Origin of the sequence: Staphylococcus sp. IVB6214 (assembly GCF_025558585.1) — a bacterium.
Classification (GTDB): Bacteria; Bacillota; Bacilli; order Staphylococcales; family Staphylococcaceae; genus Staphylococcus.
In genome coordinates, this window is record NZ_CP094723.1 from 116920 (window position 1) to 128648 (window position 11729).

The 11729-nt window shown below is 36.6% G+C and carries 15 protein-coding genes; 10 read left to right on the forward strand and 5 right to left on the reverse strand.

Annotation, left to right across the window (positions count from 1 at the left end):
- Window positions 1-386: 386 nt before the first annotated feature.
- The 5 genes from MUA51_RS00580 to MUA51_RS00600 all read left to right on the forward strand — a co-directional run bounded on the left by MUA51_RS00580 (window position 387) and on the right by MUA51_RS00600 (window position 3500).
- Window positions 387-485, forward strand: a complete 99-nt coding sequence (locus MUA51_RS00580) for a type I toxin-antitoxin system Fst family toxin (protein ID WP_262559984.1) — start codon at window positions 387-389, stop codon at window positions 483-485.
- A 355-nt stretch (window positions 486-840) separates the two neighbouring features.
- Entirely contained in the window at window positions 841-1890 is a 1050-nt protein-coding gene (locus MUA51_RS00585) for an ABC transporter permease (RefSeq protein WP_262559985.1), read from the forward strand.
- Window positions 1891-1907: 17 nt separating this feature from the next.
- A complete protein-coding gene (locus tag MUA51_RS00590) occupies window positions 1908-2576 on the forward strand; it encodes an ABC transporter ATP-binding protein (protein WP_262559986.1) in 669 nt (222 codons plus the stop codon).
- Between the two features lie 57 nt (window positions 2577-2633).
- Window positions 2634-2834 (forward strand): TM2 domain-containing protein, encoded by a 201-nt coding sequence (locus MUA51_RS00595; RefSeq protein WP_262559987.1) that lies wholly within the window; start codon window positions 2634-2636, stop codon window positions 2832-2834.
- Between the two features lie 150 nt (window positions 2835-2984).
- Entirely contained in the window at window positions 2985-3500 is a 516-nt protein-coding gene (locus MUA51_RS00600) for a YceI family protein (RefSeq protein ID WP_262559988.1), read from the forward strand.
- A gap of 156 nt (window positions 3501-3656) precedes the next feature.
- On the opposite strand, the gene MUA51_RS10830 is transcribed toward MUA51_RS00600, so the two are convergent.
- The 4 genes from MUA51_RS10830 to MUA51_RS00615 all read right to left on the reverse strand — a co-directional run bounded on the left by MUA51_RS10830 (window position 3657) and on the right by MUA51_RS00615 (window position 6367).
- The gene (locus tag MUA51_RS10830) at window positions 3657-3734 is read right to left on the reverse strand and encodes an epsilon family phenol-soluble modulin (RefSeq protein WP_481906520.1); all 78 of its coding nucleotides are present in this window, start codon (window positions 3732-3734) and stop codon (window positions 3657-3659) included.
- Between the two features lie 20 nt (window positions 3735-3754).
- Window positions 3755-3892 (reverse strand): beta-class phenol-soluble modulin, encoded by a 138-nt coding sequence (locus tag MUA51_RS00605; RefSeq protein WP_262559989.1) that lies wholly within the window; start codon window positions 3890-3892, stop codon window positions 3755-3757.
- 361 nt (window positions 3893-4253) lie between these two features.
- A complete protein-coding gene (locus MUA51_RS00610) occupies window positions 4254-4391 on the reverse strand; it encodes a beta-class phenol-soluble modulin (RefSeq protein ID WP_262559990.1) in 138 nt (45 codons plus the stop codon).
- A gap of 539 nt (window positions 4392-4930) precedes the next feature.
- Window positions 4931-6367 (reverse strand): 6-phospho-beta-glucosidase, encoded by a 1437-nt coding sequence (locus MUA51_RS00615; RefSeq protein ID WP_481906506.1) that lies wholly within the window; start codon window positions 6365-6367, stop codon window positions 4931-4933.
- A gap of 132 nt (window positions 6368-6499) precedes the next feature.
- Here MUA51_RS00615 and MUA51_RS00620 point away from each other — a divergent pair, with 132 nt between their 5' ends.
- The 4 genes from MUA51_RS00620 (at window position 6500) to MUA51_RS00635 (ending at window position 9996) form a co-directional block, all read left to right on the forward strand.
- The gene (locus MUA51_RS00620) at window positions 6500-7204 is read left to right on the forward strand and encodes a GntR family transcriptional regulator (RefSeq protein ID WP_262559991.1); all 705 of its coding nucleotides are present in this window, start codon (window positions 6500-6502) and stop codon (window positions 7202-7204) included.
- A 93-nt stretch (window positions 7205-7297) separates the two neighbouring features.
- Window positions 7298-8227: a hypothetical protein gene (locus MUA51_RS00625; RefSeq protein ID WP_262559992.1), complete on the forward strand. Its 930-nt coding sequence runs from the start codon at window positions 7298-7300 to the stop codon at window positions 8225-8227.
- A gap of 158 nt (window positions 8228-8385) precedes the next feature.
- A complete protein-coding gene (locus tag MUA51_RS00630) occupies window positions 8386-9273 on the forward strand; it encodes a hypothetical protein (protein WP_262559993.1) in 888 nt (295 codons plus the stop codon).
- Window positions 9274-9294: 21 nt separating this feature from the next.
- Window positions 9295-9996, forward strand: a complete 702-nt coding sequence (locus MUA51_RS00635) for a zinc-ribbon domain-containing protein (RefSeq protein WP_262559994.1) — start codon at window positions 9295-9297, stop codon at window positions 9994-9996.
- A gap of 58 nt (window positions 9997-10054) precedes the next feature.
- Here the strand turns inward: MUA51_RS00635 and MUA51_RS10815 are convergent, their stop codons facing one another.
- Entirely contained in the window at window positions 10055-10186 is a 132-nt protein-coding gene (locus MUA51_RS10815; protein ID WP_346657952.1) for a hypothetical protein, read from the reverse strand.
- 391 nt (window positions 10187-10577) lie between these two features.
- On the opposite strand from MUA51_RS10815, the gene MUA51_RS00640 reads away from it, so the two are divergent.
- Window positions 10578-11719 (forward strand): IS3 family transposase gene (locus MUA51_RS00640; RefSeq protein WP_262559995.1). Its coding sequence is split into 2 segments (ribosomal slippage): window positions 10578-10848 and window positions 10848-11719, totalling 1143 coding nucleotides; the frame shifts between segments, so codons are not numbered across the junction.
- Window positions 11720-11729 lie beyond the last annotated feature (10 nt).

An 11729-nucleotide genomic window follows, 5' to 3' on the forward strand; every position in this document is an offset into this window, starting at 1 on the left:
TTTTTAAGTTTATCAATGATGTAAAGATGTCTTGTAATTGATGGGAGTCAAAAATTTAGACTGACAGCATACTTGTTATACGAATAAAGCGCGTTAACTGATAAAAAATACGTTATGTTAAATTAGCGAAATTTAGAAATGCTAAGATTCTGTAGACAATTTTTAGTCAGGATATTGAAAACAGTAATGGTATAAAATAACTATCATTTAACAGAATCGTTGTGATATCAATGATAGGTACAAGTATAACCGTGTAAACAAATCATTATTAAAACATAACAAAATCAGAAAAACTGGAGTTCGACTAAAAATGATTAAATAGTTTAATATAAAAGTAAGTCGTCTATCCTTTAGACGTCAAATGACGTAGAAAGGGGGAGTTGAAGATGCATGATGTATTACTTCATGTAATGACCACAGCTATAAGTGGTTGTATGGTAGCCTTGTTTGCGCATTGGCTACGTAAACGAGACGAGAAAAAATAGACAATGAAGCCAAACCCAATAAACCCCCACACTACGAGACTAGTGTGGGGGTTTTGGTGCTGAAAATGCACAATGTATACTTCTATTGCATTATAACATGTTGTGTAGAAAAAGGGAAGTTAAAAAAGTAAGATTTTGTAGTCACCATCTATTTGTTATATTAAAATAGTAAATTCTCGGAAATATGAGTGTTTTTTACTTGGATAAAGGTGGTTTTACTGCACCTGTTTATAATTGTTGATAAGATATAAAACATTAAGATCCTAAAACGTGTATCATTTTAAAGTGAAATCTCTACATGATTTTGCTTATATTCGGGAATATAACAAGATGTTAAGAAGAAAGAAGGGTGTTTATGTTTTTAGCTTGGAATGAAATTAAACGCAACAAATTAAAGTTTGGTCTCATTATCGGTGTGCTGATCATGATCAGTTATTTGCTCTTTCTGCTATCTGGTCTGGCAAGTGGGTTGATGAATATGAATAGAGAAGGGATTGATCGCTGGCAAGCAGATGCGATTATTCTAAATAAAGACGCCAATCAAACTGTACAACAATCATTGTTTGAAAAAGAAGATGTGACGGACGTCTATGACAAACAAGCTACGTTAAAACAAGTCGGAGTTATCGTATCGAATAGCGATAAAGAAGAGAATGCTTTATTATTCGGCGTGGAAAAACAATCATTTTTAATTCCGAAACTAATAGAAGGGAAGCCTTTTAAATCGAATAATGAAGTGGTTGCGGATGAAACATTAAAAGAAAAAGGCTTCAAAGTTGGGGATACGCTGTCGCTTTCACAATCTGATGAAACCATTAAAATTGTAGGCTTTAGCGAGAGTGCGAAGTACAATGCGTCACCGGTGCTGTTTGCGAATGATGCTACAATTGAAAAACTGAATCCTTCTTTAAACGAAAAAATGACGAATGCAGTGGTTGTTAAAGGTAGCAATTGGGAGAAGAAAACAATAGAGAGTGACCTGGAAGCAATTGAAATTGAAAGCTTTATTGAAAATCTACCTGGTTATCAAGCGCAAAATTTAACATTGAACTTTATGATTTCATTCTTGTTTGTGATATCTGCGACGGTTATCGGTATTTTCTTATATGTCATGACGCTACAAAAAACAAGTTTGTTTGGTGTATTAAAGGCACAAGGTTTCACAAATGGTTATTTAGCGAAAGTTGTATTATCACAAACCTTCATTATTTCATTAATTGGAACGTTGATTGGTTTAGGTCTAACGATACTGACAGGCGCATTTTTACCAAGTGCGGTTCCTATTAAGTTCGACGTGGTAACACTCATTATCTACGGTGTTGTTTTAATCGTTGTCTCACTTATCGGTAGCTTATTCTCAATATTAACAATTCGAAAAGTAGATCCACTGAAAGCAATCGGGTAAAGGAAGGTGAAAACGACATGTTAGAATTTAAAAATGTGACGAAGGATTTTAAAGATGGAAATCAAACTATACAAGCGGTGAAGCCGACATCTTTAAAGTTTGAAAAAAATGAATTAATTGCGATTATTGGGCCTTCAGGTTCTGGTAAGAGTACATTTTTGACGATGGCAGGTGCGCTACAAACACCGACTTCTGGTGATATTTTAATTAATGATCAAGATATTTCCAAAATGTCTCAAAAAGCGCTCGCACAAACACGTATGCAGGAGATTGGTTTTATTCTACAAGCAACGAACTTGGTGCCATTTTTAACCGTGAAACAACAATTCAAGTTGTTGGCAAAACAGAAGAAGGATGTCTTGAGTGAAGAAGCGTATCAAAAGCTGATGAAACAGTTGAATTTGGATGCGATTGAAAACAAACTTCCGAGTGAGATATCAGGCGGTCAAAAGCAACGTGTTGCGATTGCGAAAGCATTGTATACGAAACCATCAATTATTTTGGCAGATGAGCCTACTGCTGCATTGGATACAGAAAATGCGATGGAAGTCATGCGTATTTTAAAGGAGCAGTCTAAAGAACAAAATAAAACGTGTATCGTTGTGACGCATGATGAGCGCCTGACATCATATTGCGACAAAGTATATCACATGGAAGATGGTGTGCTGGAAGAAGTACAGAATTGATATGTGAGATCAAATCAAATAAAATATATATGATAAAAGATAGAAGGAGTTGATCGTATGGTAGTGGATAAATTTGCATATGTACTACTTGCATTCTTTATAGGAGGTCTTGGTGCACATAAGTTTTATGCGAAAAAAACAGGCTGGGGTGTCGTGTACTTGCTATTTTGTTGGACAGGTATTCCAGGTGTGATTGCTATTATTGAAGCAATTATTGCTGTATTCAAACCATCTGACAATGGTAAAATAACCGTTTAATCTGAAGTGAAAAGGGATCGTGTAAAGCGATCTCTTTTTAAATAATAAAAAAATATTACGATTTCGAGATAAAATCATTGCACGATACAATTAAAACTGATAAACTAACTCTAATATAAAAAATATACTTAACTATTTGGAGGAATGAACATGACACAATTTACTTTCGATAAAGCACACAGCGATTTAAATTTTCAAATTAAACACTTAATGGTATCACGTACAAAAGGGAGCTTCGATGATTTCGCAGTAAATGTTGAAGGAGACATCAATGATTTAAGCACACTTCAAGCAAATGTAACGATTGATCCAAAATCAATTAACACTGGCAACGAAGACCGTGACAATCACTTAAGATCAGGTGACTTCTTCGCAACTGATGACTTCAGCGCAATTACATTTGTGACTAAAAAAGTGAGCGAAGATAGTGTGACAGGTGACTTAACAATCAAAGGTGTTACACGCGAAGAAACATTCGATGTTGAATTCAATGGCGTAAGCAAAAACCCATTAGACGGTTCACAAGTGACTGGTTTTATCGTAACTGGCAAAATCAATCGTGAAGAATACGATATTACATTCAACCAAGCTTTAGAAACAGGCGGCGTAATGCTAGGCAAAGATGTAAAATTCGAAGCATCTGTTGAATTCGTTGTAGAAGACTAATCAAACCGTAAAAAGCAACTTCCCTTGTGAGAAGTTGCTTTTTTTTACGTATTGAAAAACATAAAAGGTTGAGACATATTGAATTGTACAGCGAGAAACTGATAAACAATGTCCCAAGGTAGAATTTTGTCTCAACCCTCTTTAAATGACTATTAATTATTTTTGGAATAAGCCTTTGAAGAATTCAACAGCTTTTTTGATTAAATCAATGATAAACATAGTGAACACCTCCATTACTTATTAAGTGATAGATTTTAGCCTAATCCTAAAATGCTAGTAAGTAGGCTAACACCGTTTTCGACAGTACCAACAATTGATGTACCTAAGTCTGTCCATTCGTGATTAATAGCTGAAGTGACAATACCGTTGATTGATTGGAATAAATCTGCCATTGTTTTCACCTTCCTTTGATTTGTTAACTACATGTTATCATTAGTAAGATATATTGTGTCGAAAGTGTCCTAGATTATTGTTATGAGTGCCTATCTGTCTAAATAGAAACTTTTAAATAACAAATAGGCAATGAAAAACATGCATAAGTGTAATGTGATATTTTAAATCGAAGGATGATACTTTAATAAAAGAAATAGAGAAATGCTTTGAAAGAATAATTTATAGAATTATTGATGGATATTAATATATTTATAGAAAAATTTTGAGATAAGAAATTTTTGTAGAGACATAGAGTATTATGGAAGTTGTTTAAACGAAAAAAAACGGGTAGTACTTTACCCGTTTTTAATAAGTTATATCTTAACCTAAGCCTAAGATACTAGTAAGTAAACCAACACCATGTTCAACAGTACCAACAATTGATGTACCTAAGTCTACCCATTCGTGATTAATAGCTGAAGTAACAATACCGTTAGTTGATTCGAATAATTCTTTCATCGTTTACACCATCCTTTAATTGATTGACTACATGTTATCATGCCTTACATACAATGTGATTTAAAATCCTTACTTTATCGATATAGGTGCTTATCTGTAAATTTAGGTAATTTCAAATAACAGTAAGGCAATGGAATTTTGCTTAACTGTTATCTTATATTTAAGGATGAAAGAGTGGCAAGACCACGGTTTTATTGTGGAATAGATCTGAAATTGTTCGCAGCTTACTTATACCTGTCAACTCTATATTATTTTCATTGAATAATGTTGAGTGGGACATCTCCAAACTATATATTTGTTAGAAGAGAAGTCTTTATACAACAGTTAAGCAGTGAAAAAGGTATCGAACGAATTGTATAAAATTTTCTTTACAATGATTTTGAATGCCTGGCGTTATTGTATCAATAGAGACAGAGGCACTTGTGCGTGTGATGTTGACCAGATGAATGCCAACTAATGTGCAGGTATATTTTTCATAGCTGGATCCCTTCAAAAAATGGGATGGTTGCTCGAATAGCAACACATCCCACAATCTTGCATTATAACGACTCTCCATTTGTCGCAATGACATTCTTATACCAATCAAATGAATCTTTCTTATAGCGTTTCATTGTTCCGTTACCTTCATTGTCACGATCTACGTATATCATACCGTAACGTTTTTTCATCTCCCCTGTTGTGAATGACACGATGTCCATAATGCCCCATGGTGTGTAGCCGAGTAAGTCGACGCCGTCTAGATCCACGGCATCTTTCATCGCTTGGATATGATTTTTAAAGTAATCAATACGAGATACATCGTGTACGGTGTTGTCTTCCGTTAATTCATCGACTGCACCGAAGCCATTTTCTACGATGAATAGTGGGATTTGGTAACGGTTATACAATGTGTTTAAGACGTAACGTAAGCCGTCCGGATCAATCTCCCAACCCCAATCAGAGGCGCCGATATATGGGTTTTTCACCCCGTTTGATAAGCCACCATTCGCAATGTTGTCTGTTTCATTGCTTTGAACGTCGTGCTTCACTGTTGTAGACATGTAGTAACTGAATGCGAGATAGTCTACGGTACCTTGCGCAAGAATCTCTTCATCACCCGGTTCAATAGGTAGTGTTATGCCAAGACGATCGAGTTCTTTCAATGCGTACATTGGATATTTCCCACGCACTTGCACGTCTGGGAAGAAGAAACGCTCTCTATTTGCGATTTCTGCCGCCATAATGTCTTTCGGATGGCATGAGTATGGATAGACCGTCACGTGAGACACCATCGCACCAATTTTGAAGTTTGGATTGATTTCATGGCCTGCAATGACAGCTTTTGCACTTGCTAGTAATTGGTGGTGTGCTGATTGATACATCACACGTCGTGCATCTTCACCCGGTTGAACTTCAATGCCCGCATTCGTCCATAAGAATAATGGGTTGTTAACGTCCATTTGGTTATTGATTTCATTGAATGTCATCCAGTATTCTACTTTGTCTTTATAGCGTTCAAATACAACCTTTGCGAAGTGTTCAAAGAAGTCAACAACCTTACGACTTCTGAAACCACCGTATTCTCGTGCTAGGTGAAGGGGAATTTCAAAGTGACTTAACGTGATGACGGGTTTAATACCGTATTTCAACAATTCATCAAAAACATCATCATAAAATTGAAGACCTGCTTCGTTTGGCTCTGCTTCGTCACCTTTTGGAAAAATACGTGTCCATCCGATAGATGTTCTTAAAACTTTGATACCCATTTCCGCAAATAATGCGATGTCTTCTTTATAGTTTGAATAAAAATCAACAGCTTCATGGTTTGGGTAAAATTCATTGGGTTCCACTTTCTCAGTAATACGTCGGGGAACACCGTGTGCTCCTGCAGTTAAGACGTCTACTACTGAAGGACCTTTGCCATCCTTGTCCCAACCGCCTTCAAATTGATGTGCAGCGAATGCGCCACCCCATAGGAAATCTTTTGGTAATGCCATGATATTGCCTCCTCATACGTTGACGTTCTTATTATTAATTAACATTATAATTGTACCGGTATAATTATTCAAGTGCGTAACTATTGTGAATTGTGTATAATAAGTGAAAGGTTTAATAAAGGAGTCGTACGCATGAACAAATACCAACAAATTGCCTATGAAATTGAACAATATATTCATGAACACAACTTAGCACAAGGGACGAAACTTGATAGCTTAGATACATTGACGAAGCGTTACAATGTCAGCAGAAGTACGATTAGTAAGGCATTGGATACGCTTGAGAAACGTGGTGCGATATTCCAACAACGTGGTAGTGGCATTTTCGTTAGACGTCAACGCCGTGAAGGGTATATGAGTTTGCTCGTTACGAGTGGTTTCAGCGCCAACTTCCAAAACAGTAATATTCGCTATGACGTATTGAAGGTTGAAAAGACCGTTGCGGACGAAGAAGTCGCTAACAACTTGCATATTGAAGTAGGAGCAGCCGTTTACTTAGTCGAACGTCTTGTATATATGGACGAAGAAAAGTTGTGTAAGGAAGTGTCGTACTTTCCCGTCCAAGTCGTTCCATATTTGAATAAAGAAATTGCTGAACAATCAATTTTCCATTATTTGGAAACGGCGTATAAGATGAACATTAGCTTTGCGGATGTCTACTTAGTCATCGATCAATTGAATGAATCGGAAGCAGACACGTTAGACTTACCGCCATTATCACCCGGTCTCTATATGGAACAAGTCGTTTATTTAGCGACAGGTACACCGTTCGATTATTCAAAAGTGGTGTATCACTACAAACACGCAAAATTCTTCTTACAATCCGTCAATAATTAAAAATATGAAATTTCATTGTTATGTCATAAAAGTCACAAAACTGAATGAAATAGTGTATAATTAAATCAGTGAAATAGTAGACGGAGGTTTATCATGAAAAAACAAAATATGTTCATCGGAGTCGTGGCCAGTACGATGTTACTTGCAGGATGTGGTTTCTTAAATAATAACTCAGAAAAACCATCACAATCTGAGACACAAACAACGAGTCAAAAAGATAAAGAAAAGACACAACAAGATCAGAATAAGAAAAATGAAACCCAAAATAATAGCGAAACAGAAAAAAATAACACAACTAAAAACAACGAAGCCCAACAAAGCAAAGGTAGTTCAACTGACCATGTGTATCAAAAAAACACACGAGAATACTATGCGCAAATTTGGTTGAGTGTGCGAAATGATATCGATAGCTTTGATGACTTGTCATTGTCATATGGTGTCTATGACCGTTCAGGGGAATCAGTGAATTATAATAATGCAGATGCATCAGCAACATTCCCACAAGGCACGATGCAATTAATGCCAACACCAACAGCAGGTGGTTCAATTACATTTAAAGATAACGGTGATGGGACAATCACAGTTTACGATGTCCCAACTAAGTTCCAAGACCTTCAATGGATTGAAGATGACAATTATTCATTAAGTGAAACACAAAAAATGATAAACAGCGGTCAGACGTACCCAATTAAGAATGTGTCACAATCAGATATTGATTTTGTGGCGGAACATATTGAAAACAGCACACCCATTTCATCAGGAACGAAGTCTTCAAGTAATGCGTCATCCAGTTCATCTTCATCCAGCACAACTGTCACACGTAACAATGTCATTGACTTAGTAGAAGACTATGAAGGCCATATGTTAGATACAGACACATATACGTATAAAGAGCCAGAACAAATGTCAGACGGCCGATGGGGCTTTTCGATTTTAGACAAGGCCGGTAACCTGAAAGGCTCATACATTATTGATACAGACGGTACTGTAACGAAGTATGATGAAAAAGGACAACCAGTGTAAGCACAAATACATCACATATAAAATTAAAAACTGTCGATATGGACGCACTCCATATCGGCAGTTTTTTAATATTTGACGAAAACATCACAAAAGGCAGTTTATTTATTTGCTGTGTACAATGTATAATTAATTTATAAAAAGATTTGTGGGAGGCCCTTATGAAAAAACAATCCATTCTCGTTGGTGTTATCGCAAGTACGCTATTGTTGACAGGGTGCAACTTGTTGACGCCAAACAATCAAAATAACAATCAGTCGACAAATAGTACGAACAGTCAAAACAGTAATCAAAACGGACAAAGCAATCAAAATCATCAACAAAATACGAATGATCAAGAGTCATACATTTACGACAAAAACACACGAGAATACTATGCGCAAATTTGGTTGACAGACAGAGACAACTTATCGGTATTTACGAGTATGAATGATGTGTCATATACACCGATAGATGCATCAGGCACACTTGTCAATCCTTATAATCCAGATGCAACAGTGAATTATCCTGATGGCACAATCGTGTTAGGTCCATCAGTAACAGCGGCGGGTAGTGTGACGTTTAGAGATAACAATGATGGGACGGTGACATTTTTTGATGCACCAGATCATTTTCACGATGATGGTTGGTTTGAAGATGATTTTTCATTAAGAGAGTCACAAAAAATAATCGATCAAGGACGTACAGTACCGATTAAAGATTCAGCACAGTCAGATATCAATTATGTCGCACAGTACATCACACATAGTACACCCGAACCAAGCTCAGCCGAAGCATTTGAAGGCTTTGATGTAGAGAGACCTTCAAGTTCATCAAGTGATGACTCCGACACAACAGTGACACGTGACAACGTCATTGACTTAGTGGAAGACTATGAAGGAGGATATTTAGATACAGACACATATACATTCAAAGAACCAGAACAGCAATCAGACGGTAGTTGGGGCTTCTCAATTATTGATAAAGCAACAGGAGAGCTAGCAGGTTCGTATATTATTGATTCAGATGGTACAGTAACAAAATATGATGAGAACGGTGATCCAGAGTAATAAATATAGGTGGAGATAAACATGAAGTATTGTACAAAATGTGGGAATCAGCTAACAGAAAATCAGAGATTCTGCAATCGATGTGGGCAACCTGTTGCTGGTAGAATGGTTGCGTACAATGAGCCGAAAAAACGCAGTGCATGGCCGTGGATATTCGGTATTCTTGGCGTCTTGATACTGTTAGCGGGATTAATTTTTGCGGGACTACAAATCTATCACAACATGGGGTCGAACCAAGGTGCACAGTCTCTCCAACAAGCACAGGATGGTTCGGATACGCCCGCTACGGCATTGATTACGGGACCAAACGAGCAGCAACGGGCAGAACGCCTAACAACCATAGATGTTTTGTCAGATAGTTTTAGTGCGAACTTTATGAACGAACCCCATGTTGGTGGATATAACGGGGTTGATGTTGGTATGACACGTCACCAAGTTGAACTGTCGACTGGACAGTCTACCGGCACAGTACAACTCAGAGACAAACGCCTTATAAGGTACAATAACATCGGTGTACTGTACGGTGCTGATAACAAGGTCATCTCTGTTTACGTTACACCGGATAATGTCACAACACAGGCATTCACCAACTTCCATGGTGATCCTAAAATCGGTGGGGCCAGTCCGATGTTATATGACAACAACCCGAATAACGGCTTCAGTATTTACGTCCATACGAGAAATGGATACGTCGTTGCCGTAGAGAATGGGCCACAATATTAGGTTTGTAGATCAAACAGCATGTCATGTACAACAAATGTGTAGATGGCATGCTGTTTATTTAGATGCAGGCGTTGTTATGGATGGTAAAGGTTTTGTTAGCGACATCAAGAGAAGCGGTTGCACCATATGGAATGATACATTTTGGTTCGTTATGACCGAAGCTTGCGTTATAGAAGACGGGGTAAGTCATGTAAATCAAAGTCTTCTAACATTGCTTGCCATGTCCGTTTATATGCTTCTTAGTGTTCACCGTTTTGTGGTTTGCCAATGATAAACGCTTTTTATTTTTCTTAGTGATTTATCTCAAAATGTATTCTTCATCATGAAAAGTTTTATATTCTTTTAATAACTTATAGGGTAAGTCTATGGGTGAAATCTCAGCCAATTCTAGTGAATATTCTTGTTCAATTAGGTTATCTTGCTTGAGTTCGTCTGTGCATGTATATATTTTAGGTATTTCTCTACTAAAATCGACAATCAAAAGACCTGCATGATTATTGAGCTGACCCCATATAGTGGGAACTTTATAAAAACACTTTCGTTGAATTCAGTTAAAATGAATTTACGGAGGTGTTTTTTCTATGCGCAGAGTGGCGTATTCAGTTGAAACAAAGTTTAAAGCAGTGAAGATGAAAGCAGAAGGTTATACAACTAAAGAAATTATGTGTGAATTAAATATTAGAAATAGCACACAGGTAAAAACATGGTGGAGATGGTATAGAAAGGGTGAAACATATCGATTTAGTCAACAAGTAGGCAAACAATACTCCTATAATAAAGGATTAGTGGAACTTTCTGAACTGGAACAATTAAAGTTAAAGAATAGAAGAAATCAAGCCGAAATAGATATTTTAAAAAAGTACAAGGAATTGGAAAGGAAGTGGTACCTGAAGTAGTGATAGAATTAGTGGATGAGTTAAAGCACAGGCATCCTGTGAAGCTGATTTTGGAAGTGTTGAATGTCCCTAAATCAAATTACTACCGTTGGAAAAATAAGAAGAAAACGGAAGATACAACAGTTAAAAAGGTTAAGGAATTATGTGAAGATAATCATTACACGTACGGCTATCGCAAGATAACTGCTCTGATGAATCAGGCCTCTAAACAACCGATAAACCATAAACGTGTACAAAGAATTATGAGAGAAAATAATTTGAATTGTAGAGTTAGAATTAAGAAATCTAAACGTCGAGGGAAGGCATATTATCTTACAAGCAATAAACTGAATGGTAACTTTAGAGCAAATCAACCTCTACAAGTACTGACTACTGATATTACGTATCTTCCCTTTGGTAATTCAATGTTGTATTTATCTTCAATCATCGATTTATATAACGGTGAAATTGTGGCTTATAAGATTAGCGATACACAAGATCAAAGTTTGGTAAATGACACCTTAAACCAAATTGATATTCCAGAAGAATGTCTACTTCATAGCGATCAAGGAAGCGTCTATACATCGCATGCTTACTACCAATTATGCGAAGAAAAGGGCATTATCAGAAGTATGTCTCGCAAAGGTACACCTGCTGATAACGCCCCGATAGAATGTTTCCATTCCTCGCTAAAGTGTGAAACATTTTATCTTAACAATGAGTTAAATAACTCTAATTTCATTGTAAAGGATATTGTCGAAAAGTACATTGAAAACTATAATAATAATCGAATTCAACAAAAATTAGGCTACTTATCCCCTGTGCAATACAGAAAATTAGCAGCCTAATTCAAGTGTT

What these genes read in the sequence shown, in the direction of transcription:
- MUA51_RS00580 (WP_262559984.1), top strand. Translation starts at nt 387, where the DNA reads ATGCATGATGTATTACTTCATGTAATGACCACAGCTATAAGTGGTTGT.
- MUA51_RS00585 (WP_262559985.1), top strand. Translation starts at nt 841, where the DNA reads ATGTTTTTAGCTTGGAATGAAATTAAACGCAACAAATTAAAGTTTGGT.
- MUA51_RS00590 (WP_262559986.1), top strand. Translation starts at nt 1,908, where the DNA reads ATGTTAGAATTTAAAAATGTGACGAAGGATTTTAAAGATGGAAATCAA.
- MUA51_RS00595 (WP_262559987.1), top strand. Translation starts at nt 2,634, where the DNA reads ATGGTAGTGGATAAATTTGCATATGTACTACTTGCATTCTTTATAGGA.
- MUA51_RS00600 (WP_262559988.1), top strand. Translation starts at nt 2,985, where the DNA reads ATGACACAATTTACTTTCGATAAAGCACACAGCGATTTAAATTTTCAA.
- MUA51_RS10830 (WP_481906520.1), bottom strand. Translation starts at nt 3,734, where the DNA reads ATGGAGGTGTTCACTATGTTTATCATTGATTTAATCAAAAAAGCTGTT.
- MUA51_RS00605 (WP_262559989.1), bottom strand. Translation starts at nt 3,892, where the DNA reads ATGGCAGATTTATTCCAATCAATCAACGGTATTGTCACTTCAGCTATT.
- MUA51_RS00610 (WP_262559990.1), bottom strand. Translation starts at nt 4,391, where the DNA reads ATGAAAGAATTATTCGAATCAACTAACGGTATTGTTACTTCAGCTATT.
- MUA51_RS00615 (WP_481906506.1), bottom strand. Translation starts at nt 6,367, where the DNA reads ATGGCATTACCAAAAGATTTCCTATGGGGTGGCGCATTCGCTGCACAT.
- MUA51_RS00620 (WP_262559991.1), top strand. Translation starts at nt 6,500, where the DNA reads ATGAACAAATACCAACAAATTGCCTATGAAATTGAACAATATATTCAT.
- MUA51_RS00625 (WP_262559992.1), top strand. Translation starts at nt 7,298, where the DNA reads ATGAAAAAACAAAATATGTTCATCGGAGTCGTGGCCAGTACGATGTTA.
- MUA51_RS00630 (WP_262559993.1), top strand. Translation starts at nt 8,386, where the DNA reads ATGAAAAAACAATCCATTCTCGTTGGTGTTATCGCAAGTACGCTATTG.
- MUA51_RS00635 (WP_262559994.1), top strand. Translation starts at nt 9,295, where the DNA reads ATGAAGTATTGTACAAAATGTGGGAATCAGCTAACAGAAAATCAGAGA.
- MUA51_RS10815 (WP_346657952.1), bottom strand. Translation starts at nt 10,186, where the DNA reads ATGACTTACCCCGTCTTCTATAACGCAAGCTTCGGTCATAACGAACCA.